This window comes from Mixta sp. Marseille-Q2659 (genome assembly GCF_940807255.1).
Lineage (GTDB): Bacteria > Pseudomonadota > Gammaproteobacteria > Enterobacterales > Enterobacteriaceae > Mixta.
The window spans coordinates 143566-168071 of sequence record NZ_CALNWY010000007.1; the positions used below are offsets into that span (position 1 = coordinate 143566).

At 49.1% G+C, this 24506-nt stretch carries 20 protein-coding genes and 3 pseudogenes; 13 read left to right on the forward strand and 10 right to left on the reverse strand.

The genetic code is table 11. The annotated features are described in order from the left end of the window. Positions 1-65: 65 nt before the first annotated feature. Positions 66-1256 (reverse strand): MFS transporter, encoded by a 1191-nt coding sequence (locus P3C52_RS07835; protein ID WP_040113437.1) that lies wholly within the window; start codon positions 1254-1256, stop codon positions 66-68. An 87-nt stretch (positions 1257-1343) separates the two neighbouring features. Here P3C52_RS07835 and P3C52_RS07840 point away from each other — a divergent pair, with 87 nt between their 5' ends. The 3 genes and pseudogenes from P3C52_RS07840 to P3C52_RS07850 all read left to right on the forward strand — a co-directional run bounded on the left by P3C52_RS07840 (position 1344) and on the right by P3C52_RS07850 (position 3654). Then, positions 1344-2138 carry a helix-turn-helix transcriptional regulator gene (locus P3C52_RS07840; protein WP_040113392.1) on the forward strand — a complete coding sequence of 265 codons (795 nt, stop codon included), beginning with the start codon at positions 1344-1346 and terminating at the stop codon, positions 2136-2138. 214 nt (positions 2139-2352) lie between these two features. After that, a pseudogene (locus P3C52_RS07845) lies at positions 2353-3137 on the forward strand (DUF4113 domain-containing protein); the annotation flags it as partial. A 208-nt stretch (positions 3138-3345) separates the two neighbouring features. Next, positions 3346-3654: a hypothetical protein gene (locus P3C52_RS07850; protein WP_052246537.1), complete on the forward strand. Its 309-nt coding sequence runs from the start codon at positions 3346-3348 to the stop codon at positions 3652-3654. Between the two features lie 725 nt (positions 3655-4379). Here P3C52_RS07850 and P3C52_RS07855 read toward each other — a convergent pair. Beyond that, positions 4380-4748, reverse strand: coding sequence for a helix-turn-helix transcriptional regulator (locus P3C52_RS07855; protein ID WP_040113391.1), 369 nt, complete (start codon positions 4746-4748; stop codon positions 4380-4382). A gap of 630 nt (positions 4749-5378) precedes the next feature. Between P3C52_RS07855 and umuC the strand changes: the two are divergent. Continuing rightward, positions 5379-6547 (forward strand): annotated as a pseudogene (gene umuC / locus P3C52_RS07860) (translesion error-prone DNA polymerase V subunit UmuC); the annotation flags it as partial. A gap of 365 nt (positions 6548-6912) precedes the next feature. On the opposite strand, the gene P3C52_RS07865 reads toward umuC, so the two are convergent. Further along, the gene (locus P3C52_RS07865; RefSeq protein ID WP_343252008.1) at positions 6913-7308 is read right to left on the reverse strand and encodes an AraC family transcriptional regulator; all 396 of its coding nucleotides are present in this window, start codon (positions 7306-7308) and stop codon (positions 6913-6915) included. A gap of 93 nt (positions 7309-7401) precedes the next feature. Continuing rightward, the gene (locus tag P3C52_RS07870; protein WP_224144871.1) at positions 7402-7692 is read right to left on the reverse strand and encodes an AraC family ligand binding domain-containing protein; all 291 of its coding nucleotides are present in this window, start codon (positions 7690-7692) and stop codon (positions 7402-7404) included. Positions 7693-8651: 959 nt separating this feature from the next. Here P3C52_RS07870 and P3C52_RS07875 point away from each other — a divergent pair. The 3 genes from P3C52_RS07875 to P3C52_RS07885 all read left to right on the forward strand — a co-directional run bounded on the left by P3C52_RS07875 (position 8652) and on the right by P3C52_RS07885 (position 13130). Next, positions 8652-9860 (forward strand): AAA family ATPase, encoded by a 1209-nt coding sequence (locus P3C52_RS07875; RefSeq protein ID WP_192415537.1) that lies wholly within the window; start codon positions 8652-8654, stop codon positions 9858-9860. Continuing rightward, on the forward strand, positions 9857-10831 hold the full coding sequence (locus P3C52_RS07880) for a ParB/RepB/Spo0J family partition protein (RefSeq protein ID WP_040113389.1): 975 nt from the start codon (positions 9857-9859) through the stop codon (positions 10829-10831). The genes P3C52_RS07875 and P3C52_RS07880 overlap by 4 nt, the downstream gene beginning before the upstream one ends. 1252 nt (positions 10832-12083) lie before the next feature. Further along, positions 12084-13130 carry a RepB family plasmid replication initiator protein gene (locus tag P3C52_RS07885; protein ID WP_082032682.1) on the forward strand — a complete coding sequence of 349 codons (1047 nt, stop codon included), beginning with the start codon at positions 12084-12086 and terminating at the stop codon, positions 13128-13130. 904 nt (positions 13131-14034) lie between these two features. Here the strand turns inward: P3C52_RS07885 and P3C52_RS07890 are convergent. Further along, a pseudogene (locus P3C52_RS07890) lies at positions 14035-14727 on the reverse strand (IS1 family transposase). A gap of 318 nt (positions 14728-15045) precedes the next feature. Here P3C52_RS07890 and P3C52_RS07895 point away from each other — a divergent pair. Continuing rightward, complete coding sequence (locus P3C52_RS07895; RefSeq protein ID WP_275554481.1) at positions 15046-16341, forward strand: MFS transporter; 1296 nt, start codon at positions 15046-15048, stop codon at positions 16339-16341. A 14-nt stretch (positions 16342-16355) separates the two neighbouring features. Beyond that, a complete protein-coding gene (locus P3C52_RS07900; RefSeq protein WP_040113385.1) occupies positions 16356-17153 on the forward strand; it encodes a substrate-binding domain-containing protein in 798 nt (265 codons plus the stop codon). On the opposite strand, the gene P3C52_RS07905 is transcribed toward P3C52_RS07900, so the two are convergent. Next, complete coding sequence (locus P3C52_RS07905) at positions 17128-18027, reverse strand: LysR family transcriptional regulator (RefSeq protein WP_040113384.1); 900 nt, start codon at positions 18025-18027, stop codon at positions 17128-17130. The genes P3C52_RS07900 and P3C52_RS07905 overlap by 26 nt on opposite strands. A 248-nt stretch (positions 18028-18275) precedes the next feature. Here P3C52_RS07905 and P3C52_RS07910 point away from each other — a divergent pair, with 248 nt between their 5' ends. Next, on the forward strand, positions 18276-19727 hold the full coding sequence (locus tag P3C52_RS07910) for a sugar porter family MFS transporter (protein WP_192415535.1): 1452 nt from the start codon (positions 18276-18278) through the stop codon (positions 19725-19727). A 4-nt stretch (positions 19728-19731) separates the two neighbouring features. Here P3C52_RS07910 and P3C52_RS07915 read toward each other — a convergent pair whose 3' ends face one another. Continuing rightward, a complete protein-coding gene (locus tag P3C52_RS07915) occupies positions 19732-19902 on the reverse strand; it encodes a DUF2256 domain-containing protein (RefSeq protein WP_071882943.1) in 171 nt (56 codons plus the stop codon). Positions 19903-20259: 357 nt separating this feature from the next. Here P3C52_RS07915 and P3C52_RS07920 point away from each other — a divergent pair, with 357 nt between their 5' ends. The 3 genes from P3C52_RS07920 (at position 20260) to P3C52_RS07930 (ending at position 22179) form a co-directional block, all read left to right on the forward strand. After that, on the forward strand, positions 20260-20625 hold the full coding sequence (locus tag P3C52_RS07920; protein ID WP_192415536.1) for a hypothetical protein: 366 nt from the start codon (positions 20260-20262) through the stop codon (positions 20623-20625). 197 nt (positions 20626-20822) lie between these two features. Continuing rightward, positions 20823-21764: an Rpn family recombination-promoting nuclease/putative transposase gene (locus tag P3C52_RS07925; RefSeq protein ID WP_040113383.1), complete on the forward strand. Its 942-nt coding sequence runs from the start codon at positions 20823-20825 to the stop codon at positions 21762-21764. Positions 21765-21849: 85 nt separating this feature from the next. Next, the gene (locus P3C52_RS07930) at positions 21850-22179 is read left to right on the forward strand and encodes a hypothetical protein (protein ID WP_052246535.1); all 330 of its coding nucleotides are present in this window, start codon (positions 21850-21852) and stop codon (positions 22177-22179) included. A gap of 369 nt (positions 22180-22548) precedes the next feature. On the opposite strand, the gene P3C52_RS07935 is transcribed toward P3C52_RS07930, so the two are convergent. From P3C52_RS07935 to P3C52_RS07945, 3 genes are all read right to left on the reverse strand, one after another. Further along, a complete protein-coding gene (locus tag P3C52_RS07935) occupies positions 22549-23184 on the reverse strand; it encodes a hypothetical protein (protein ID WP_275554482.1) in 636 nt (211 codons plus the stop codon). Next, positions 23184-23510 carry a hypothetical protein gene (locus tag P3C52_RS07940; RefSeq protein ID WP_275554483.1) on the reverse strand — a complete coding sequence of 109 codons (327 nt, stop codon included), beginning with the start codon at positions 23508-23510 and terminating at the stop codon, positions 23184-23186. The genes P3C52_RS07935 and P3C52_RS07940 overlap by 1 nt, the downstream gene beginning before the upstream one ends. A gap of 148 nt (positions 23511-23658) precedes the next feature. Then, positions 23659-23913 carry a hypothetical protein gene (locus tag P3C52_RS07945; protein ID WP_275554484.1) on the reverse strand — a complete coding sequence of 85 codons (255 nt, stop codon included), beginning with the start codon at positions 23911-23913 and terminating at the stop codon, positions 23659-23661. Positions 23914-24506: the final 593 nt, after the last annotated feature.

A 24506-nucleotide genomic window follows, 5' to 3' on the forward strand; every position in this document is an offset into this window, starting at 1 on the left:
CAGAGCGACAATTAATAGCATCCTCAGCAGAGGAACCGATCGTTTCCCCTGCTGTGTCAGCTAATTCACCCCGGCTGCTGTACAGGTTCCAGGTGAGCGTTTCGTCCGGCAGCCATTCCGGTGCAGGCACCTGCGACTGCGATTGCTGCGGTTATCAGTAATGGCACCGTCCAGCCTCCGGACAACTCCTGTACTTTGCCCAGCAACAGCGGACCCATCGCCGCCATCAGATAACCGACACTCTGCGCCATGCCTGACAACGCGGCAGCATCACCGGCGTTTTTAGTACGCAGCCCGATGAAGGTCAGACCCAGCATCATGCTGGCACCTGAGCCAAAGCCGAGAAGCGCAGCCCAAAGCATCGCCAGATTCGGCAAATACAGGATGCCGATAAATGACACCCCGGTTAACAGGCTGACGCCAGCAGCAGCTAATTTCTGATCGTTAAGACGACGCAGCGTGGCTGCCAGAATCAGGCCGGGAATGGCGGTGGTAAGCTGAAGGATGCCATGTACCTCACCAGCCTGAGCTGAAGAGAGTCCACTGTCCGTAAGAATGGCTGGCAGCCAGCCGACAGCAACATAAAACGGCATCGCATTCAGGCCCATAAACAAGGTGACCTGCCATGCCAGAGGCGAGCGCCACACCGCGACGGTCGCCGCTTTTTTCTCACCCGCTACTGGCAGCTGATGCTTCTTCTTTAACTGGGGCAACCATAAAAGCAACGCAAGCAGCGGTGCTAAAACCAGCATGGCTAACGCGATGTTCCAGCCCCAGCTCTGCGTCAGAGGAATGACAATGGCAGAGCCAATGGCGCCAGCGGCGCCCATGGTGATGGAATATGCCCCTGTTACGGAAGCCACGTTGCCAGAAAAGTCACGCTTTATAAGGCCAGGCAGCAGGACATTGCCCAGAGCAATCCCGATACCTATCAATATGGTTCCGCCATAAAGCGCCCAGACACTGCCTGTGGAGCGAAGCAGGATACCCCCCGAAATCACGGCCAGGGCACCAAAAAGGGTGCGCTCCAGACCGTACTTCCGGGAAATTGATGCACTCAGGGGAGAAAATGCGGCAAATGCCAGTAAAGGCAGTGAGTTAAGCAACCCAACGGCAGTGATACTTAACCCAAAATCATGGCGAACGGACTCTAAAACGGGTGCGATAGCGGTAAATGGAACTCGCAGGTTAATGGCAATAAAAAGGATGCCGGTCACAAGTATGACAGAAGACCACCTGTTCGTAGTGTAGGACATAAATTTTGCGTTCTCTGGTAAAAAGAAAGACTTTAAAGGACGCATGAGTTACACAATATAGATAACCTGACAACATATAACTAAATCATGCCAGTTAATAAAAAACCGGTGACCTCACCGGATGAGTTTAATGCCGATGCTTTCAGTCAGGCTGCTATCGCGCTGCATGTATCATCGTCAGGCGAGTATGCAGGTCAGAGTCCGCACGCTCACCGTAAGGGACAACTTATTCTCTCTTTGCGCGGTGCAGTGAGCTGTAAGGTTCAGGATGCGCTGTGGCTTGTTCCACCGGGACATGCTGTCTGGGTTCCGGGAAAAATCCCCCACAGTTGTCGGGTCACGAAGAATGCAGACACCTGCTTTTTATTTATTGAGCCCGGCGCGGCAGCGATGCCGGAAACCTGCTGTACCCTTGCTATTACTCCTCTGGTCCGCGAGCTGGTTCTTTTTCTGGCAGAGCAGGAACATGCTTATTCGCCTGACAGTAAAACCGCGAGGCTGGCAGCGGTGCTGCTGGAACATATACCGGATGTGCCGGTTAAAGCGCTCCACCTGCCTGTATCCGACCATCCTAAAATCCGGATTATGGCTGAGGCACTTTTTAATGATCCTGATGACCGGAGAACGCTAAAGCAGTGGGCTGCGCATCTGGCTACCAGCGAACGATCTCTGGCCAGGCTGATAAAAAATGCGACAGGAATGAGCTTTGGTCGCTGGCGTCAGCAACTGCATTTAATGATTGCGCTGAGCCATCTGGCAGAAGGCCAATCCGTGCAGCACGTAGCCGGAACGCTGGGATATGATTCGGTCAGTGCGTTTATCACTATGTTCAGAAAAGCGCTGGGGAAGTCACCAACTCAATATTTTTCATCTCTAAACTAATCCAAAACGACACCAACCGGAATTTTATAAACAACGCCAACGTCCGCTCCTCGCTCTTAGCGGACATTAGCTTGGTGTTAGTACGCTTTATGCCAGAAGCAGACGTTCAAAGAGTTTCATTATTGATATAACCTGGCCATTTGCTGCATAAGCCTCCACAGCGATTTCTGTAGCCTGAGGGTGGCAGGTTATCTCAGAAATGTCTTAGCAGTTCGCGCTTACGCCAGACAACCCAAAGCGCCCCGCTATTATTCTGGAAAATCAGTCTGTGGAAGAAATCTGGGGGGTGGAATGTCACATCAGCAAACGTCTGAATTTGATGGGTATCCATAATGCGCTACAGCTGGCACGCGCCCACCCTACCCTCATCCGGAAAAACTTTAACGTGGTTCTGGAGAGAGCCGTACGCGAACTGAACGGCGAATCCCGTATTCCGCTTGAGGAACTGCCCGCTGCTAAGTAACAAATTTGCTGCTTCCGCTCTTTAGGTGAGCGCATCACCTCAAAGGTCTCCATGCAGCAGGCGCTGTGCTTGTACGCGACAAGAGCGGCCGAAAAGCTTCGGGGAGAATGGCAGTTCTGCCGGCGTGTCAGCGTGTTTATTCGCACCGCGCCGCATGCGGTCAACGAGGTGATTTACGGAAACAGCGCCGGAGAAAAGCTCACCCTGCCCACCTAGGGTACGCGGGACATTATTGGCATGGCCATGCCTTGCTCGATCACATCTGGCTCGAAGGTCGCCAGTACATAAAAGCGGGCATTATGCTCGATGACTTTATCCCGGACGGAGTGAGTCAGCTCAATTTCTTTGATGACAGGCAGTCACGAAAGAACAGTGTGCAGCTCATGAAAATGCTGGACGGCATTAATCAGTCCGAGCGGGGAAACGTGTGATTTGCAGAATAGGGAGTGAATACCGAATAAAACATGAAGCGAGAGATGCTCAGCCTAGCCTGTACCACACACTGGGCTGACATTCCGGTTGCACGCGTATTATAGCCGGGCAGGCAAACAGGATAATGCCCCGGAAATAAAGAAATTTTCTTGGTTTGAGGTCTTTCACCGCGTGGCGTTTGGCTACAAAAAGAACTTCTATTTCTGGTGGCAACTGGCGAACTACCTGCACACTCAGCCTTCTGAGCGTAAACGTAAATGGGCCCGCCGTATCAACTACGGGTTGCTCAGGAAGTAAGGCACAAATATCAGCGTGGCTGCCTTTATCGGCCCGGGTATGAAGCTAAATCATTACGTAGGGATTGTTGTTCGCGCTGAAAGCGTCATCGGGAAAAATATCAATCTGCGGCAGAACACAACTATCGGACGTAAAGACTCTAAAAACCCTGGTGGCAAGGTATATATTGGCGATAACTGCGATATTGGCGACCATACCTGTATTATCGGTGACATCCGAATCGGTGATAACGTGACGATCGGGGCGATGTCATTCGTTAATAAAGATATGCCAGGTGACAGTGTTGTTTACTCAGAAAAATTGATATCTGTACGCTCAAAGTGAATGGCCTGCCCGAACGGCTGCGGATAGCAGCCGGTCCCGGCCTTTGTGCAGCGTAGAGCGTGGGTCACGCATGTTTTCTGATAGCACGCTCATTAAATGCTGCAAGGAAATTACACTCTGAATCCGGCGAGGCGCCTGTAAGACCATCATAACCCATCGTTAGTGCCGTACGCAGGATATGCCGTGTGATTTGTCGTGACAGGTCAGTATATACCAGGGCCTGCATCTGCTGCGGCGGCAGCTCCGTTTCACCCGATTCGCGACTGAAATGCGCGTGGATCCTGTGCCTACTGCATCATTTCCTGGTCTATATCGCAGGACTTCTCCTGTTTTCCAGCCTTCATGCCAGTGTTCAGGAATAACGTTTAATGACTCTTTCAGTAAATGATGTTCTTCAACGCGCTGGCGCAGCTGTTCTGCAGCTTTTAAATCAACCGCGCAGTTTAGAATGGCAGAATGCCAGGCGAGTCACACCTCTTTTGTCCTGGCCCCATCTCTGCGGGCTATTTCAGCGCGGTCGTATAAAATAAAAGCGTCAGGAAGGGCTAATATATCTTCCCTGACACTCTTACTGAAAGCCGATATGAGTTTATGTAAATATCAGCGTGATACGTAATACCACGTTTTATCGAAGTTTTTGTGCATATTGTTTAATGACCTAATTTAATAGGCTGCTGTGAAGAAGAACACGAAAAGCTCGCTGCGCACGGGCTTGATTGGTAGTTTTAATACAGTTGCGCCACGCGGCAGTCATAGATGCAGGCCAGCTTTTCAAGCGTCGCCTTTTGAGGCTTAACTCTTTTCTCCATGTTAGATACGCCCGCCTGAGTAATGCCCAGCGCTTCAGCGACATACTCCTGCGAGTAGCCGCGAAAGATGCGCCATGCCGCGTGTAGCGGCACATTTTTGTAATGACGTATATCAACGACAGCGTCGGGAATTGTCTCGTCGTCATTGTCATCAGACTCAAAGGGTACTGACTCGAAAAACTCATCCAGTTCGCTTTCGGCCGCCAGTCTGTTAAACAGCTCGATAGGGATAACGGCGCTGATGCGGTTCCCTTCGGCATCTGTCAAAAATTGTATTGCACTCATACGATTACACTCTTTACATTAAGTTTCAGTGTCCGGGGCAATGCTGGAGAGGCAGACAAGCGGGTTTCCCCGCCGTCCTTTTACCGTTTGCTGTATGTTTTACTTGTTCGTCTCAGCACTTCCACTATCTCGATAATTACAGGCTGACCTTTCACTACTTTTCAGAACACGCGGTAGTTGCCTATCACGAGCTTTTAACGTTCCTCTTTGTCAACTGTCAGTTTCATGATCTCAAGGTGCCTGACGTCAGGCCATTTTTGCAGCTCCTTTAACGTGTGATTTATCGCTGTTCGATACGGTTCAGGGGTTTTGCTTTTCGGCTTTTCGGCTTTTCGGCTTTTCGGCTTTTCGGCTTTTCGGCTTTTCAGCTTTTCGTTTCCACTCAAGCTCCGGCATTTGCCTTTCCATGTTAATAAAGAACATATCCCGATGAGATGAGATGAGATTAATATGACTAAACTTAGCTGAAAAGAAAAAGTATTTTAGTTATTTGGTGTTGTGTTTAGTTGTAATAAGATAACTAAGCTCGTTTTATTTGGTTATAAAATCATAACTAAATCATCCAGTTGATAATTTACAAAGCCTTATTGATACTTTATGGATAAACAATAAACATTAGAGAAATTTGCTATGTTTGCGCTGTCTGACGCTGACAATTTTTACGCATCTTGCAAAACCGTATTTCGCCCCGATTTGTGCGGGAAACCTATCGTCGTAATCTCAAACAACGACGGGTGCGTGATCGCCCACAGCGCGTAGTCGAAAGCGCTGGGCATCAAAATGGGTGATCCCCCTGTTCAAAAATGAGCGCTATTTTCGCGAATGTGGGGTCATTGTCTTCAGCTCTAATTACGTCCTTTACGGTGGCATGAGTCAGAGAATGATGTCTATCCTAGGCGAGATGGTGCTTGATCAGGGGATTTATTCGATTGATGAGAGCTTCTTTGATATGACCGATGTTGCCAGTTATATGCCCCTTGAGAAGTTTGGCCATCAGATGAGAAATCGCGTCAGGATGAAGAGGGGTCTTACAATTGGAGTCGGTTTTGGGCCAACAAAGACGCTGGCTATGCTGGCTATGCTGGCTAACCATACAGCGAAAAAGTGGACACAACAAATGGCCTGGTAGACCTGTCGAGCCTAGTTTGTTAGCAAAAGCTGATGGCGCTGAATGATATCATCGAGGTGTGGGGCATTGGAGGCAGGATAAGGAAACGTCTGCAGGCTATGGGTATCAATACTGTTCTGGAGCTGGCTAACAGTAATACGAATCTGATCAGGAAGAATTTTAACGTCGTTCTGGAACTAACGGTCCGGGAGCTTAACGGAGAGTCCTGCATCGAGCTTGAAGAGGTGCCTCCTGCTAAACAACAGATTGTCTGCTCAAAATCATCTGGGCAACGTATAACCGAGCTTGAAAACATTTAGCATGCAGTAGTTATGTATGAAATCAGGGCGGCAGAAAAACTGCGTGAGCAGGGATCCAGGTGCCAGCATATCAGTCTGTTTATTGCTACAGGTCGTTACGGTAATGAGCCTCAATATGCCAATACAGCCTCACTGATAAGTGAATATCCAACCAGTAATACACGCGACATTATAAACTTCACTATGCGCGGGCTCTCGATTCTATCTGGCGGCAGGGATATCGCTACGCTAAGGCAGGTATCATGCTGGGTGATTTTTATTAGTCAGGCGTGGCGTGACTGGATATGTTCAGCGGGCAGCTTCCGCGTGCAAATGCAGATGAACTCATGGCTGTGCTGGATCAAATTAATAAATCCGGACGGGGAAAAATTTGATTTGCCGGTAAAATGCTGGTGGCCGCATACCGAAAGGCAGCAGAACTTAATGTCAGCGAAACTCACTAAGCTCCGCCGCTCCTGCGGGAGTTCGGGCAGATATTGTGCTAGCAATGTCCTCGCTCACAGCCATCTTATGGTTCGCCACCGTGGGCGGTGCGTTAATTTTCCGGATGGGTCATCATAGCCTGACTGGCACGTCGTGGTTTCTGAATGGGTTCTTTATAGCGGATATGTTCTGGACATGCGTGCTTTGCCTTGTCGGGAACTTCGGTGGCAGGATGCTTGGTCAGCGACTGCTTAAATATTCCTACACTGCCTCGGCCCTTATTTTCAGTTATTATGCGCTCTATGTCATTGTGTCAAGATATCGAGAATTTATGGTGGCCGGAGCAGACCAGCAAAACATAGTGATGAGGCGCCGTCCCTATTACTTTGCGAAAGGCATTAATGAAATGACTCTGATCGTAAAAACCTAGCATTATTGCTGTATCAAGCGGACGAAAGTTTCTGTGAAGTAAGTCACAAGCGTAATGCAGGCGAAGCTGCATATGGTACTGCAAGGGCGGCATAACCGTATGCTGGGTAAAGAAGCACACAAGATGATATTTACTCCACCCTACCATCTGCGCAAGCCTATCCAGCTGGGGTTTTACGCTGAGATTTTCTCTCAGGTATTCAATTACAACGTTGAGCCTCCGTTCGTCATCGTCCTGCAGAAATGCCGGGGTCTCCAGCAGTTCGCCACACAGCAACATCAGCTACTGCTTTTCACTTGCCCCTTCACTTTCTCGCGCAGAAGCCGCAAACCGGTACGGCGCATTAAACAGTAGTCTATTTTCAATAATGCCTTAGCGCAGAACGGGCGCATGGCTGTCGCTGCGTATATTGCCCTCATCAGCCAGCGGTTTCATGACGCTCTGGGGCATGTGCGCGCTGATAAAATCAACGGACTGACTGTCAAAATGCGACGCGTGTAATTTTCCCGGATTATATAAAGTCACCTGCCCACTCTTAACGTATGTGGTTTTACCTGCCAGCCAGATTTCCTCCACACCTGTCAGGTTGGCGCTCATGACGTATTCACCATGAAGATGTTTTGGGAAGCCAGCATTACAGGCACTTACGCGGGAGTATTCCACGCTATTAAGGCTGAACCACTCTGCAGATTATAGCGACAAAATAACGGGGCCTTATGCAGTAATAGTGAATGATTGTTAACTTTTACTAACCCATTCTCAGCCGGTTTTTTCAACTCTCTGGGGCAAAGCTTTCACATTGCCTGAAAGGCTATAAAACTGTCCGGTATCCTTTTGTGGAATGCTGAGTCGGTATTTTACGTTCGGTATTTCTTTTCCCTACTCTGTATAAAAGAGGGCAGGGCAAAGCCCAGCTTTTAGAAAAAATTTGGCAAGCGAACAGATGAATTCAAAAGATGGTGTGCCCATGCGTTCATCTGCAGCCTGACGACAAGCACTCTCTCCCTAGCTGCGTAACAAGCTGACAGCCAATCCGATCACAGGTGCTGCAATATAGTCAGCGGCCACAGTGTCGGGGCGGTTGCCTTTGCGAAAATCCGTGTGTGGCCTGTACCATTTGCCATGTTCATGAGAAGTACACACTTGCAGGTTATCGTCGCTGCAATTAAACAGTCCAGCGTGATGAGGAGGACCTGATCAGCATTAGGCTACTTTTTACTTCCCGTAATGCTTGTTCATCATAGCCTTATGCCCGCGAGCAGTCGCCTACCTGATAATCGCATAAACTTGCTCATTAAAGCGGAATTAAGCAGTAATCCCATTGGGAATTTCACATTGAAATAAATTCATTAAAATATTTCAAATCAGTAACTTAAAAATGAAATTTGCATGGGAATTTCATTCTTGTTTCAGGAACTGAGACGTCGCATTTAAGGCAGCGAAAAAGCAGGAAGCTTGCGGCATTTCACCCGCTGCCTGTTAACTAATCCCTTATAAAGCAGAATAAGAGGCAATAAGTTCACACAACCTTACTTGTACATCTTTTTATTGAATACATGAAAATATTGCACAAAGCATTAATAAATGTACACTGGCTAAATTAATTGTCAGCGGAGCGGATGATGAAAAGTAACTACGGTGGAGTGGATGAAACTGCGCGCAGAGCGAATGCTATGTTACGCAGTATGAGTGATGACATAATCGATAAGCGCCAAGAATTCGGTCTCGATCAGTTTTATCAGACGTTTACACGTAATGCCGTGGCCAACCTGCCTAAGCTTAGCCGCCGTGCTGTTGAGCAGGCCATTGAAGAAATGGAATCCAAAGGGCATGTGTTTGGCAAAAAGGATGCCGGGAATGCAAAACATTACGCGCTGACTGTTCAAAACGTTGTTGATATCTACGCTCACCGGAAGGTGCCAAAATACCGCGACCTCCATAAGGGCGAAGGTCCATTTGTGATCTTCGTCGTCAATCTTAAGGGTGGGGTATCCAAAACGGTCAGTACCGTGACGCTTGCTCATGGATTACGCGTTCACCCTGACCTACTGCAGTATGATTTGCGTAATCTGGTTATCGACCTGGATCCGCAGGCATCCAGCACCATGTTCCTGAATCAGGCAAACAGCATCGGGTCAATTGTCGAAACCGCCGCTCAGGCCATGCTAAATGATCTTGATGCGCAACAGCTCAGAGAACAAATCATCAAGCCAACCATCATTCCGGGAGTGGATATTATTCCAGCTTCCATTGATGATGGGTTTGTGGCCAGTCAGTGGGATCGCTTGGTTCAGGAACACCTGCCCGGCGGGTTGCCTTCTGAAGTCCTGCGCCGAAACATTATCGATAGGGTGGGAAGCGACTATGATTTCATATTCGTCGATACCGGGCCTCATCTTGACGCATTCATGCTTAATGCTATTGCGGCAAGCGATCTGCTTCTCACGCCAACACCGCCTGCGCAGGTGGATTTCCACTCGACCCTGAAATATCTCACCCGCTTACCCGATATGCTGGAGCAGTTGGAAGAGGAGGGGATTACACCGCGTATAAAAGGAAATATTGGCTTCATGTCCAAGATGACGTCCAAACGTGATCATGAGATGACGCATGGCCTGGCCCGTGACGTGTTTACGTCTTACATCCTGGACGCCACGCTTCCCCGACTGGATGGGTTTGAGCGCTGCGGGGAAACGTTCGACACCATCGTCAGTGCCGATCCACAGTCATATCCGGGTAGTTCAGAAGCGCTCAAAAATGCCAAACGTGAAGCCGAACGCTTTACCCAGGCCGTGTTTAAACGGATTGAGTTCGTTAGAGGGATGCAATAATGAAAGAACTGAAGAAAATGGGACGTACCCTTGGTAACTCCAGCTTCAGCAAAATGCTGAGCGAAAAGGAAAGTACCCGTACTTTTACCCTTAAATCCAGTGCCACCGCGCGGTTTACGCTGACCAAGATTCTGCATGATGACATTGAGACGCAGACTTACGTGGATGCCACGATTAACGGCCGCGATCAAGCCTTTTTAACTGAAGAATCCGTCAGCGACATTTCACGCACCATTAAACTGCAGCAGTTCTTTCCGGCTATTGGTCGTGAGGTAGATGGGCGTATTGAAGTCCTGGACGGTTCACGCCGCAGGGCTGCATGCATTTACAGCGGTATGCCATTTGAAGTGTTAGTGACGAAAGATGAGCTGTCGCTTTCAGACGCCCGGCAGCTGGCCATTGACATTCAGACAGCAAAAGAGCACACACTGCGTGAGCTGGGTAATCGCCTTAAGCTAATGTACCCGGAGCATATGAATCAGTCTGACATTGCTGCAGCGGAAGGGCTGTCGCCGGCAAAAGTCACGCGTGCTTTCCAGGCGGCGTCAGTACCTGATGAAATGATTGCGGTCTTTCCGTCCGTCGGCGAGCTCTCTATTAACGACTATAAGACCTTACTGGATATTGCAGAGAAAGCGGCGAGCAGGCAAATCAGTGTCCAAGAACTGGCAGAGGGCGTGCGTGAACGTATTGCGCATGATGCGCTCACTGAGCACGATGATCCGGCTGTTAAGGCAAAGATTATTGGTTACTTCCGTGCAGCCAGTGCTGAACCTAAGTCAGCGCGTGATGCGAAAAAAGTCGTGACCGAGAAAATAGCGGAATTCGGCGATAAAAAGCAGTTTGCGCGGAAAAAAACAGACACCGAAAAGCGCCTTGTGACGTATGAGTTTTCGCGTATTCCTGCGGCCTGGCAAGCAGAGCTGGATGATGCTGTGAAAACTGTTATTGAAAAGATGCTCACAAAATAATTTTCAATCCAGCGTGAAAACAAGAGGGGTTACTCCAGTGAGTATCTCCCTTTTTTATTGGATACCCACCAAGAAAACTCTCTAATGTGCTGTTATATCTGAACAGTTTTGAAAAATTTCAAGCTGAAATTCCCATCCCTGAATATCCTGTTTCTATACGGCTTAGCGTTCACAGACAACTCAACTGCTCCATCTGCCTAATTCTTGGATTCTCAACGTTCTGCTTATAGAGAATCATCGATCAACATGCCTGAGTGATAGGGAAACCCACAATGACCATTTTGATGGCGCAACACTACTCAAGATGCCATATGTTCTGTTAACTGTAATCGCTGTTTTTTGACTATGGCTTGAATGGTAGGAGAAGAGATATCTGTGGCGTCTCCACGTACAATTTGATGGAAAAATCTTTCCTTATTGTTATGGTGACCGCGCTGATAACGTTACTTTCAACATATTACAGGTCTGTGCAAAAAACATACTGGCAAGTTTGGAAAAATAAAAATGTTATTAAATAACAATCTCTTAAAAGATAAATGGGCGCATTTTTTACATACTTTTTGGCAGTCCTAAACGATCAAGGTCTTTATATGCGAGAATAATTTTAGATCTTCTTTCTGTGACATTACTGTTAAGTAATCGCTTAAGAGGGAATGCCTGACGAACTCGTAGTGAGCACAAAATATCTCTCAGACAATTTCAGAGGGATCCTTCATAACATTTCCTTTCATAGTGTGAGGGTGATACCCCGTAGCACCTAAAGGCTTTCATCAGTGCATAAATGTAAGCTGGTTAAGAGTGGTCTACAGCGACGGTTTATCTGTAGCAGAGATCGGCTGTAAATGGGCCATTGATGATGGTATGGACATACCTATTGAGCTGAGAGCCCTTAGGGTTATCCACTTATCCACGCGATAGATCCCAATAAATTGATCCCAATGAGATCCTTTATAGATCCCAAAGAGATCCCCGATCGCCGCAGGCCGCGTCAGTTCTGGTCTCAAGAGGAGGACGCATAAGCTATAGCAAGTAAAATATAAGCTATACAGAGATCACGATAAGCTATAGAAAGTAAAATATAAGCTGTAATAAGGAAAATACATAAGCTATAGTGAGTTTATTGCTCATTGTCCCGTTTTGATTGTGGATAACTAATCTGATTACCTGTCATAGGATTACTTCGATCATTGGCGAGTTGTTATCTAATAATTCACAATCCGGATCGGTTGATTATGCTCAACGATCCTCTGAAATGTTTGCAGGAACGCTTGTGGCTAGCGACAATCTTGACTTAACAAAGCTTTTTGAAGAAAAAGACACGAAATCCGGTGAAATCGTTACTCTGACGCCGAATGCCAACAATACTGTGCAGCCTGTGGCACTGATGCGCCTAGGCGTATTTGTCCCTACGCTTAAGTCCTTAAAAAACAGTAAGAAAAACACATCTTCAATAACCGATGCGACCGAGGAACTGACGCGTCTGTCTCTTGCAAAAGCAGAAGGCTATGAAAAGGTTGAGATAGTCGGTCCGCGCTTGGATATGGATAACGATTTCAAGACCTGGGTTGGGATCATCCATTCCTTTGCAAAGCACAAAGACAAGGTCATTGGCGACAAGGTACAGCTCTCATTTGTAGAGTTTGCTAAGCTCTGCGGCATCCCCTCAAGCCGCTCCTCAAAGCAGCTCAGAGAACGTATCAGCCCGTCTCTGAAGCGTATTGCCAGCACCACCATCTCTTTCTCTTCAAAAAGCGGCGACGACGCAAAAGAATACATCACGCATTTGGTCCAGTCTGCTTTTTACGATACCAAAAAAGATATTGTTATCCTGCAGGCTGACCCAAAGCTTTTTGAGCTCTATGAGTTTGATCACAAGGTGTTACTGCAGCTCAAGGCGATCAACGCGCTTAAACGCCGTGAGTCCGCTCAGGCGCTCTATACCTACATTGAAAGCCTTCCAAAGAACCCGGTTCCTATCTCCCTGGCGCGTCTTCGCGAAAGGCTGAATCTGCGCTCTCCTGTGTTTTCGCAGAACCAGACAGTACGCCGTGCGATGGAGCAGCTTAAAGAGATTGGTTATCTGGACTATAGCGAAGTTCAGAAGGGACGCAGCGTCTACTTCCAGGTCCATAATCGCTATCCAAAGCTCAGAGCGCCCAAGACGGAGCAGCTGGAATCACCGAAGGTAACAACGAAAACAAAAGAGCTACTCGACCCGCAACTGCAGGAAAAGATTGAACTTCTCGATAAGCTCGGTATTTCTCTTCAAGATCTGGAAAAGATTTTTAAGTCTCAGTAATACATAAGCTATGATGAGTTGTTGTCTTCTCTGGAGAGAATAAAATCAATGAAGCTGTAAGTATAGCCTTATACTAACTCGCTGTAGTTTATCAATTTTATAAAAAATCCACTCACTGCAGCTTAGGTTTGTGGCGAAAAAGACGCGTTTTACTCCTTATAGCTTATATTTATGCGCTGAGGAGTGGGTGTTACTCACTATACTTTACAAAAAACGCAAATTATTGCTTTTTTCACTCACTATAGCTTATACAGTGATGGCGAGCAGCTGATTACTCACTATAGCTTATGACTGACAAGTGAAGGTTTTTCTTATCTGAACTTATCCTTTTGATTTTTAGTGAATTGTACCCCCTGTCCGCTTCTCAGCTTTAAAACACTAAAACTTACATCACTCTCTATAGCTTATGTTTACTCCTTATAGCTTATGATCATGTCAGAATAGCCACTCTCTATAGCTTATATAAGCTATAGAGAGTAAAAGCTCACGTTAAACTCCACATAGCAGCACCCGAAGGTAAAGTCCTTTGCGAGGCTTTTTATGGTTTTCAGCAGGAAGGAATTTCTGGTGTAAAGCGATAAAGAACAGGAGTTGGTATCTTGCTTAATTAGTTGGCACTTTAAAAGAGACCTCGTCATGAGGAACTATTCATGCAGGATTATCCCTGAAGCCAAGGTTTTTTTCCGGCTAACGACATGAACGTAGCTGCTGCGCTCTCGCCAGACTTATTGACTGAAACAGTATTAAAAAGGCAAAAGCCAAAACAACCATTCAGCACGAAAGTTTACCTTGTTAATAGTGCTCAGGAAGCTGACGTTAATGAGAAGATAGATAAATATATTGCCTTTTCGCAGCCATACGTATACAGTTATCAATGCCATAACTTATGGGTAATGACTCCAACTTACTGATAATGTTTTATGTTCAGATAATGCCCGATAACTTTGCCATGCAGCTCCTCCGATTTTGAGAATGACAGTGACTTCCTGCTCAGCCTTGCTAGACGCTGCCTCAAATTCAAGTTATGCCGCTCTATTCGCTGCGTATATTGCTTGCTGATAACGTGCAGCTTTTCCTTAAGGCGTGATTCATACAGCGGCCAGCCGTCCGTCATCCATATCACCACGTCAAAGGCCGACAGTAGGTTCAGAAGCCGCTCCAGCATGGCCATAGCGTTCTTCTAATACATGGGTCAACTGTCCTGCGTATCCAGTCATACGCGTAAAACATCCAGAGCTGGCGTGATTTCGCACTGACGTAGCCTAATGTTCATCCATTTCAGCGTAGACAATGACGTCACCTCCCGATTGTATACGTGAGGTTACTGACTGCGGCCCGAGTTTTTCAAATGGCGGAAAATGGAGTTGAGGTCCACGCCCATAATGCGCGCTGAGGCCCGGCATCCGACGCCATTCATGACCATATCAATAATCTTCTGGTGTGTACCGGGCTGAGAGGCGGTGTAAGTAAACTGCAGCTGCGATGTTTTACAGCAGTGAGGGCAGAGATAGCGCTGATATCCGGCAGTGCTTATACTGTTACGCACCATACCTTCAGTAGCTGAATAGGAAGGACAACTGATGGAAAGAGAAGCCACTGGAGCAACTCAAAAAACCCCATCATGCACTAAATCAGTGAGTTGGTAGTATTATCAGCTTTTGAGTATAAAAGTTTGGACTTTAGGCTTGATGCTGGTCACAAAGCTGATGTATCACCTTTCAGCCTGAATTTTCCTGACATGATGCTTACATATATTTAACAACATAATATATAAACCAATTTTCGATACCCGCCCCGCATTAATGCATACAACACATCAGTGCATGAGTTTATTGCGCTTATTAACTCTATTTTTCTGATCCAGTCTTTCGTGACAGGCGCAACGATAAAGCGCCCATGACAACTGGAGATTCTGATGCATTCCTCTACCTCACCCATGACCACCCGTTCGCGTATCAGTGCCATACTGCGCGTAACATCCGGTAACTTTCTGGAGCAGTTCGATTTTTTTCTCTTCGGCTTCTACGCCACCTATATCGCCCATACCTTTTTTCCGGCAAGCAGTGAGTTTGCCTCACTGATGATGACCTTTGCCGTCTTTGGCGCCGGTTTTCTGATGCGTCCTATCGGCGCCATTGTGCTTGGCGCGTACATCGACAAAGTGGGCCGTCGTAAAGGGCTTATCGTCACGCTCTCTATCATGGCGGCGGGCACATTCCTGATTGTACTGATCCCCTCTTATCAGAGTATCGGCCTCTGGGCACCCCTGCTGGTGCTGACCGGCCGTCTGCTACAGGGCTTTTCAGCAGGCGCTGAGCTGGGAGGGGTTTCGGTCTATCTTGCTGAAATCGCCACGCCGGGCCGCAAAGGGTTTTACACCAGCTGGCAGTCTGGCAGTCAGCAGGTTGCCATTATGGTTGCAGCCGCAATGGGCTTTGCTCTGAACGCCGCTCTGGAGCCGGGTGAAATCAGCAGCTGGGGCTGGCGTATCCCGTTCCTGTTTGGCTGCCTGATCGTGCCGTTTATCTTTATTCTGCGTCGCAAACTGGAAGAGACGCAGGAGTTTACCGCGCGCCGTAAACATCTGGCGATGGGTGAGGTATTTAAAACACTGCTGAGCAACTGGCCGGTTGTGATTGCGGGTATGCTGATGGTGGCGATGACCACTACCGCGTTCTATCTGATCACGGTTTACGCGCCTACCTTCGGCAAAAAGGTGCTGATGCTCAGCGCATCAGATAGTCTGCTGGTCACGCTGCTGGTGGCCATTTCTAACTTTCTCTGGCTGCCGGTGGGCGGTGCCCTGTCTGACCGCTTTGGCCGTAAGCCGATGCTGGTCGCGATGACGCTGCTGGCGCTGGCAACCGCTTACCCGGCGCTGACCATGCTGGCGGCGGCACCGAGCTTCTCTATGATGCTGACGGTACTGCTGTGGCTCTCCTTTATTTACGGGCTTTATAACGGCGCGATGATCCCGGTCCTGACCGAGATCATGCCAGCCGAGGTACGCGTGGCAGGCTTTTCACTGGCTTATAGCCTGGCGACCGCGGTCTTTGGCGGCTTTACGCCGGTTATCTCCACTGCGCTGATTGAGTATACCGGTGATAAAGCGTCGCCAGGCTACTGGATGAGCTTTGCCGCGATTTGCGCGCTGCTCGCCACGCTCTATCTCTATCGTCGTCGCGCACTGACGCTGCAAACTGCACGCTAACAGGGAATGAAATAATGCATATACCGATTCTGAGCCTTACTGCAATCATGCTCGCTACGTTCAGCACCAGCGTGCTGGCGCAGGATGTCAGCGTGATGATCTCCGGCGGCTTTAAAGCTGCACTGGAAAAACTGGCACCCGTCTATGAAAAACAGAGCGGTAACCATCTGGTGGTTATCCCCGGCCCCTCAATGGGGAAGACGCCGCAGGCTATCCCTAACCGCCTGGCACGCGGTGAACAGGCTGATGTGGTGATTATGGTCGGTGATGCGCTGACGCATCTGCAGCAGGATAAGCGCATTGCCGCCGGCACCCGCCAGGAGCTGGCAGACTCGCCGATTGGTATCGTGGTAAAGCAGGGCGATCCGCTGCCGGCGATTAAAACCGAGGCTGAGCTGCGTACAACACTGCTTAGCGCAAAGTCTGTCGCCTATTCAGACAGCGCCAGCGGCCGCTATGTCAGTAATGAGCTGTTTAAAAAGCTGGGGATCGATCGGGAGATGCAGACAAAAGCGCAAATGGTAGAGCGCATTCCGGTCGCCTCACAGGTGGCGCAGGGACGTTACGCTATTGGCTTCCAGCAGGTCAGCGAGCTGCTGCCGGTGCCGGGTGTCAGCTTTGTCGGTGAGCTGCCGGCAAACGTGCAGTACATTACCCGCTTCGCCGGCGCGGTAACGGTAAACGCACAGCACCCCGATGAAGGTAAAGCGCTGCTGAGTTTCCTCGCCTCTCCGCAGGCGCAGAAAATCGTGACCGCAACCGGTATGCACAGCGTAACCGCGACCGCTAAGCAGGGTGATACTGTTCAGTAATGAGCTTCTCCAACTCGGCGGCAACGTATGACTGAATACGGCCACGACGGCGAATCAGACCCACGGATCGGGTCACCACCGGATGCGTCAGCGGTATCTGCGCCAGTAATGAGTGCCCTGAGGAGGGCATCGACATCGCCGGCACTGCCGCAATACCAATGCCCGCCTCGACCATGCCTAACAGGGTAGTGACGTGGCGCGTTTCACAGATGCTGGGTCGCGCCGGAATGATATGCGCCAGCGCCTGGTCGAGCAGGGAGCGGTTACCGGATACCTTATCCAGCCCGATATACTCCTGCTGAAAATACTCCTCCCAGCTCAGTGATGATCGGCGCGTCAGCGGGTGATCGTGCCGGCAGGCCGCAACATACACATCTTCTTCCAGCGGTAAAAATTCAATGGCCGGCGGCAGGCTTTTCGCAAAGCAGATCCCGAAATCTGCCTGGCCGCTGCTGACCGCCTCAATAACATTACCCACGCTACTGTCGATAATTTTGACCCGCACGCGCGGATAGCGTGCGCGAAAGCGCCGGATCACTTCAGGCATAAAGTAATATGCAGCCGAAGGCACTGTCGCGACCGTCACCAGACCGGTGCGCTCCTGGCTTACCTGATTGATGTCGGCCAGCACCGCTTCCACGTTTGCCAGCAGCTGTTCAGATCGTTCAGCAAAGCTCTGGCCATAGAGCGTCAGCGTAACGCGACGCGTTGTGCGGTCAAAAAGCCGTGTGCCGAGCGCCGCTTCCAGTTTTTCAATCCGGCGGCTCAGCGCAGATTGCGACAGACAGATCGACTCCGCTGCCAGGCGAAAGTTGCCGTACTCCACCAGCGCGCGGAACGCATAGAGGTCATTAAGATCAAAATTCACGGGCATCAGGCAGCATCCTTTCAGGCAGTGCGGAGTAAGGTATCGGCCGGCACGGGCGTTCCGGAAACGGATACAGCAGAATGATTGCGCCCGGCTTACAGAGGCAGACGGCATACCTTACTGGTTTAGTACCGGGGACCCGCTGCTTTTAACGAATTATGTGATTCAGATCCCATTCCGAAGATCGCTCCTATACTCATACCTTTCTTTACACAGCAGCGTGCTGTGTGTGCCATTTAAACAGGGATGCAGCTATGCAAAACTCTTCTCAGGGCTCGCCGGACGACGGCGGCGCGCTTAATTTTACCGTACAGCAACGACTGTTTTTTGTGGTGCTGGTGGCCACAATGGGAGCCCTCGCATACGGCTATGACACCGGGATTATTTCCGGCGCACTGCCATATATGACACTACCTGCTGCACAAGGCGGACTTAACCTTACGCCCTTTACCGAAGGGCTGGTGACATCCTCACTGACGTTTGGATCCGCGGTAGGTGCGTTTCTCAGCGGTTACGTCTCCGATCGCTTTGGTCGCCGCATCACCCTGCGCAGTCTGGCGCTGCTGTTTGTCGCCGGCGCTTTTGGTACCACGGTGGCACCTGATATCGAAATCATGGTGGTGATGCGGTTTATACTCGGCATCGCCGTAGGCGGCGGGTCATCTACCGTGCCGGTGTTTATCGCTGAAATCGCCGGCCCTAAGCGTCGTGCGCCGCTGGTAAGCCGCAATGAGCTGATGATTGTTTCTGGCCAGCTGCTGGCTTATATCGTCAGCGCGGCGATGAGTCTTCTGCTGCATGATCCGAAAATGTGGCGCTATATGCTGGCACTGGCAATGGTGCCGGGCGTACTGCTGTTTATCGGCACTTTCTTCGTCCCCGCGTCGCCGCACTGGATGGTAGCGGAAGGCCGCCTCAGTGAAGCGATGCGCATCATGCGTAAGCTGCGCGAAAACCCGCGCGAAATTAAAGCTGAAATGAAAGAGATGCGTGAAAACGCCCGCATGGCACGACAGGGGCCGGCGGCGCGTGAGCTGCTGAAAGAGAAGTGGATTGTTCGTCTGCTGCTGATGGGCTGCGGCATGGGTATTGTACTGCAGTTTACCGGCGTCAACGCCTTTATGTACTACACGCCGATTATCCTGAAGAGTACCGGCATGGGAACCAGCGCCTCGATTGCTGCGACCATTGGCAACGGTGTGGTTTCCGTACTGGCGACGTTTGCCGGTATCAAGGCAATCAGCCACTTTGGCCGACGCAAAATGCTGATGACCGGGTTATGTATTGTTATTGCAATGCAGCTGGCGCTGGGCGCGGTGCTGGTGTTTATGCCAAACAGCATGACGCAGAGCCTGCTGGCGCTCGCCTGTATTCTGGTATTTCTGTTCTTTATGCAGATGTGCATTTCACCGGTTTACTGGCTGCTGATGTCAGAACTCTTTCCAATGCAGGTACGCGGCGTACTGACCGGTTCGGCGGTGGCTTTTCAGTGGATCTGCAATGCGGCAGTGGCCTTTGCCTTTCCGCCTCTGCTGTCGCTGGTGGGTAATAACGCCTTCTTTATTTTTGCCGCTATCAATGTCGGATCGCTGATTTTTGTCGCGCTGGTGCTGCCGAAAACGCGTGGCAAGTCACTGGAGCAGATCGAAGCGCACATGCGTGAACGGTTTGGTGACAAGCGCCAGGAAACGGCGCCTGCAAACTAATCTTTTATGACTCTGCTGCTGTCCGTGCCGCTTTCGCGGCGCGGCGGCAGCGTTCAGAGCAGTACTGTACCTCATCCCAGTTTTTCTCCCACTTTTTGCGCCACGTCATGGGCTTGTGACACTGCTTGCAGTAGCGCACCGGCAGCGCCTGTTTATTACCTTTGAAATCTTTCATTCTTTATCTCCCCCGTAATTAACCCTGGCTATGCTGACGGATATTAATCCGACATTTAGCCTATGAAACGTTAGGTAAATTTAATTTTTAATCATAGTAACAATGACTGCAAATGCGAATCTTTGATTGAATTTTGAAAGAAGAAAAAGAGAGAAAATGATTAAATCATTGCTTTAACCAAGAGGGGATATTTTAACCGTCAATAGCATTAAATCAAAAAATAAACAGGGCATTAAGTTTTTTTATTTCGGATCTGGCGAGGTTGCTGCGATATCCCATAATATTAAACGTGTTTCAAATAAAAACAAAAACCTAAGATTAAATGTAGGCCCTTTCGCCAATAGCTATGGGAATGAAGTGCTAAGCCCACTTTTTAAAAGTTGCAAAATAGAGACTGTGTCATCATTGTATGATGGTGATCCGGTAGAAAACTATAGTGATTTACATAGTGAATCTCACAAACCCAGTGCCAGTGAAGCCAAAATCATAAATAGAGGTGATGAAGTAATTGAAATTAAAGAAATTGTTGAAAGAGTTAATTCCGGCATTGAATTCTTTCCCAGCATCCATGCTTTTGCTCAAGATATCTTCGAAGATAAATTCAAAGTTGAACAATTAGCTGGTACTTCAGAAGTATTTCCTTCACCGCCGGAGTCTTTTATAGAACCACATGAACTAAACCCAAGAAATTCCATCCTTATACCGGAAAACTATTTATTTTAACTAATGACTTCTCTTAATGATTTTTGCGAAAAACCAAGCTTATCAAACGATGGGCAACATTCAGTTTAATGTATTTCAATAATGACTGGCAGGCTGAAAAAGTAAATCATGCCTGCTGAATTTATTTTTTCATCGTCTGCTTTGATTGAGGCCTCAATAATATCACAGAAGCTCAGGGAAAATGCTCAGGTGACGCAATGAAGAATAACAGCACGCCTACATCGCATGATGCGGTCTTCAAAACATTTCTCTCCCACCCGCAAACCGCGCGGGACTTTATGACGCTACATCTGCCGCCTGCGCTGCTCGCGATTTGCGACCTTGCGACTCTCAGGCTGGAGTCTGGTAGTTTTGTTGAAGATGACCTGCGTTCTTACTATAGCGATGTGCTTTATTCGCTAAAAACCCAAAAAGGTGACGGGTATGTACATGTCCTGATTGAGCATCAAAGCTCGCCGGACAGACATATGGCGTTCCGCCTGATGCGCTATGCCGTGGCGGCGATGCAACGTCATCTTGATGCCGGGCATAACGCTTTGCCGCTTGTCATTCCCGTGTTGTTTTATCAGGGTAAGCGCAGCCCCTATCCTTATAGTATGAACTGGCTGCAACTTTTCAGCGAATCGAAGGTAGCAACAACGCTCTATAGTAGCGGATTCCCGTTAGTAGATTTAACGACAATCCCTGATGAAGAAATTATGCAACATCGGAGTATGGCCGCACTAACCCTGCTACAAAAGCATATTCGCCGGCGCGATTTGAAAGAGGTGCTGAACCAGCTGGCTCTGCTAATGGCTGCGGAATTCATGACCGGACAGCAGATGCATGCGCTGGTAAACTATATGCTTCAGGCGGGTGAAACTGCTGATGCAGGCGCCTTTATCCGCGAGCTGGCGCAGCGGGTACTACAACATGAGGATGAACTGATGACAATTGCACAGCAGCTTGAGCAGAAAGGCCGTCAGGAGGGACGTCAGGAAGGGCGGCAGGAGGGACGAGAAGAAGGTTTACGGGAGGGCGTACAGGAAGCGAGCCTCAGGATCGCCCGCAATCTGTTAAAGAATGGCATGGACATTCAGTCTGTTATGAATATGACTGGTCTGACTGAGGAAGAGCTGAAGCACTCTGTCACTAAGTGATTTAAAAGAGGCGCCTAACCAGCTGGCTTTGCTAATGGCTGCGGAATTCATGACCGGATAGCAGATACACGCGCTGGTAAACTATATGCTCCAGGCGGGTGAAACCGCCGATGCAGGCGCCTTTATCCGTGAGCTGGCGCTGCGGGTACCACAACATAAGGATGAACTGATGACGATTGCACAGCAGCTTGAGCAGAAAGGCCGTCAGGAAGGTCGCCTGGAAGGACGACAGGAAGGTCGTCTGGAGGGACGACTAGAGGGACGTCAGGAGGGGCGAGAAGAAGGTTTACGGGAGGGCGTACAGGAAGCGAGCCTCAGGATCGCCCGCAATCTGTTAAAGAATGGTATGGGCATTCAGTCTGTTATAAACGTGACTGGTCTAACTGAGGAAGAGCTGAAGCAAGATTGCCACTAAGAAGCTGAAAATAATCAAAATTAGCCAAAGTAGTTTAACATAAAAAACGCTACCCAGTTCGTATAATGCTATTTATGTTAAATGTAAGTGTGTTGACTTAACCGCATTATCTTTTATGCCTCGCCACACCATGCTGGCCACAGCCCAAAAATACAGTCAAACGTTCCCTCTGACCGTAACGACTCACCGGCAAGGCATTTCTCTTCTTCCTGCATCTCGTGAGAGTAACGTATACCCCAGACTCTAAGGAGTCCGTTAATCCGCCTTTTCTTGCAAAACAGTATTAACGTGAGATATTTTCCGCTTCCCAAGCGGCTCCCTACCTGTAAGACCAGATTGATTATGCAGGAGAGGCTCTTTTCCAGTTGATTAAACAGGGCGTGCAGTCAGAATGATGTTATCAAAAGCCCGGTAAGCGGGCTTGAATCCCAGTACTTCGGGATCGAAAAGTTCATGCGCTTCGGAAGCCCCGCCCCAGATAGTCGGCGCAGCAGCTTCCAGCGCATCAGGTTCCCCGCAATATTCTTCAGCCATACCATTTTTAACTCGGCAGCGGAGTCTATTGCCTGCGGTTTCCATAATATTGAGGAGGATTTGATCATCCTGCGCCATCAGCAGCCAGATAAGGATGCCGCCCTGCGTCTGTACTGAATCACTCATAATCGCACCGTAGTGCGCCATCAGCAGACGATATACCATCTGCGCGATTTTCAGGCCACGAAAGTCATCACTGACAAAAGCCGAGGTGATCTGCGGAACGCGTTGTGGAAAACCTTCGGGCGGGATCAGATCGAATTCCAGTACGAAATTGGCTGAGATTATGCCGGTGCCACGCACGCGGCTATAGACAGAGGCTATGCCCGCTTCATCATAAAGGAGCACCTCATGAGCCTGTCCCAAGTTATCAAAGATGTCGGGCAGGTTTATATAAAGGTCAGGATTTTCAATCTCATCAGGCCAGATGAGGATTTTGTCGTGTTCTTGATGATGAAGGCTGGGCGACATTAGGCAAACTGGGCCGGATGGTTATGATGGAAGAATTCTAGCGCCATCTGGCTGAAATCAAACCGCTGAGTATTCACCCCTGGAAGGGCTTCATCCTGCTGCAGTTGATGCTGTTCGCCATTGGCTTCAAGCTCAACAACACTCACCGGCGCAACGCGCTCACGACGGGAAGCCTTCTCCCAGCTCTCATGAACGACAATCAGCAGAGGACGAGTTTTGCGCCCATTATGTGAACGCACTTCAAATTTACCCTGAATGCCAGGCACGCAGAACTGGCCTAAAAGGCTGTACTGTTTTGCGATCGTCTGTGGTGTATGGCTAAACATAAGCACCTCCGGGGATTCAGTTAGGGAAATAATACGCTGTAGTATAACGACAATCGGTTTACATAGTAAACAAAATGGTCCGCAAATCGTGCTGCAAAAAGTATCCAGTCCCGCTTAATAAGAAAGATTCAGATGAAGATCATCCGCTTCATAAACTTAGGCTCTTTAAACAGTTCGCTGATTTCGTTAGCAGCTGGCGCAGCGCGGCCTTGCCGGCAGGCTTACCAAGCGTTTTAATATCACATGATAGCTGCAGCACAAGGGTAGCAATCCCGTACAGGCGTTTGTTCTGCCAAGCATAGCCCATCATCACACTCAGGCTTATCTGAATGCTGGCCAGCGGATCATACTCGTCCCCCTCAGTGAACAGGCTTTCCAGTTCGCCGCGCGCGACATCGTTCATGCGGCTGAAATCTTGCTAGCGATATCAGACCACAGAATTTTTCACCACGATGGCCATCATCCGATTAAATTCTGTTTATTCATTCTCGCTCATATACCCTCAGAGGTATTAGTCAAAAAGCCTGCAAGCATCAGAGCATGCTGCCCATGGGCTTAAAGGGGTATCGTAGTTCAGCCAGTTCTGACAGGATATCGGAATAGACATTAAGGCAGGCGCGCAGTGCGTAGCCTCCCTGTATGCCGCGTAGCGGCATGAAGGCGCCAGCAAATGCTACATATCATCTGCGGTCAAATGGCGCCGGTAGCGCGGCGCAGCCGCCCTCAAACGTATATATAGCACAAACCCAACCACGCCCTGCCAGACGCCGTTAAAGCAACGGCCTGTCAGCCAGTCAGAAGTCTGACGGTCGGAGACAAAAGAACCTTTCAGCGACACTACTAACAGCAACACTAATGAATTAGTTACAACACCCATTTATCAGCCACTGCAGTACCGGCCCTCCGGGCCGGCGCGGCGGGGGCTGTTCAGTGAGGGCAACCAGGCTTCAGGTACGGCGCAGGTCTGGTCTGGGTGGAGTTCGGTGTTTTATGTTT

Bases quoted from the DNA above. Each gene is read 5' to 3' on its own strand.
- P3C52_RS07835 (WP_040113437.1), bottom strand. From the start codon at position 1,256: ATGTCCTACACTACGAACAGGTGGTCTTCTGTCATACTTGTGACCGGC.
- P3C52_RS07840 (WP_040113392.1), top strand. From the start codon at position 1,344: ATGCCAGTTAATAAAAAACCGGTGACCTCACCGGATGAGTTTAATGCC.
- P3C52_RS07855 (WP_040113391.1), bottom strand. From the start codon at position 4,748: ATGAGTGCAATACAATTTTTGACAGATGCCGAAGGGAACCGCATCAGC.
- P3C52_RS07865 (WP_343252008.1), bottom strand. From the start codon at position 7,308: ATGTTGCTGTGTGGCGAACTGCTGGAGACCCCGGCATTTCTGCAGGAC.
- P3C52_RS07875 (WP_192415537.1), top strand. From the start codon at position 8,652: ATGAAAAGTAACTACGGTGGAGTGGATGAAACTGCGCGCAGAGCGAAT.
- P3C52_RS07885 (WP_082032682.1), top strand. From the start codon at position 12,084: ATGTTTGCAGGAACGCTTGTGGCTAGCGACAATCTTGACTTAACAAAG.
- P3C52_RS07895 (WP_275554481.1), top strand. From the start codon at position 15,046: ATGCATTCCTCTACCTCACCCATGACCACCCGTTCGCGTATCAGTGCC.
- P3C52_RS07900 (WP_040113385.1), top strand. From the start codon at position 16,356: ATGCATATACCGATTCTGAGCCTTACTGCAATCATGCTCGCTACGTTC.
- P3C52_RS07905 (WP_040113384.1), bottom strand. From the start codon at position 18,027: ATGCCCGTGAATTTTGATCTTAATGACCTCTATGCGTTCCGCGCGCTG.
- P3C52_RS07910 (WP_192415535.1), top strand. From the start codon at position 18,276: ATGCAAAACTCTTCTCAGGGCTCGCCGGACGACGGCGGCGCGCTTAAT.
- P3C52_RS07915 (WP_071882943.1), bottom strand. From the start codon at position 19,902: ATGAAAGATTTCAAAGGTAATAAACAGGCGCTGCCGGTGCGCTACTGC.
- P3C52_RS07925 (WP_040113383.1), top strand. From the start codon at position 20,823: ATGAAGAATAACAGCACGCCTACATCGCATGATGCGGTCTTCAAAACA.
- P3C52_RS07930 (WP_052246535.1), top strand. From the start codon at position 21,850: ATGCTCCAGGCGGGTGAAACCGCCGATGCAGGCGCCTTTATCCGTGAG.
- P3C52_RS07935 (WP_275554482.1), bottom strand. From the start codon at position 23,184: ATGTCGCCCAGCCTTCATCATCAAGAACACGACAAAATCCTCATCTGG.
- P3C52_RS07940 (WP_275554483.1), bottom strand. From the start codon at position 23,510: ATGTTTAGCCATACACCACAGACGATCGCAAAACAGTACAGCCTTTTA.
- P3C52_RS07945 (WP_275554484.1), bottom strand. From the start codon at position 23,913: ATGAACGATGTCGCGCGCGGCGAACTGGAAAGCCTGTTCACTGAGGGG.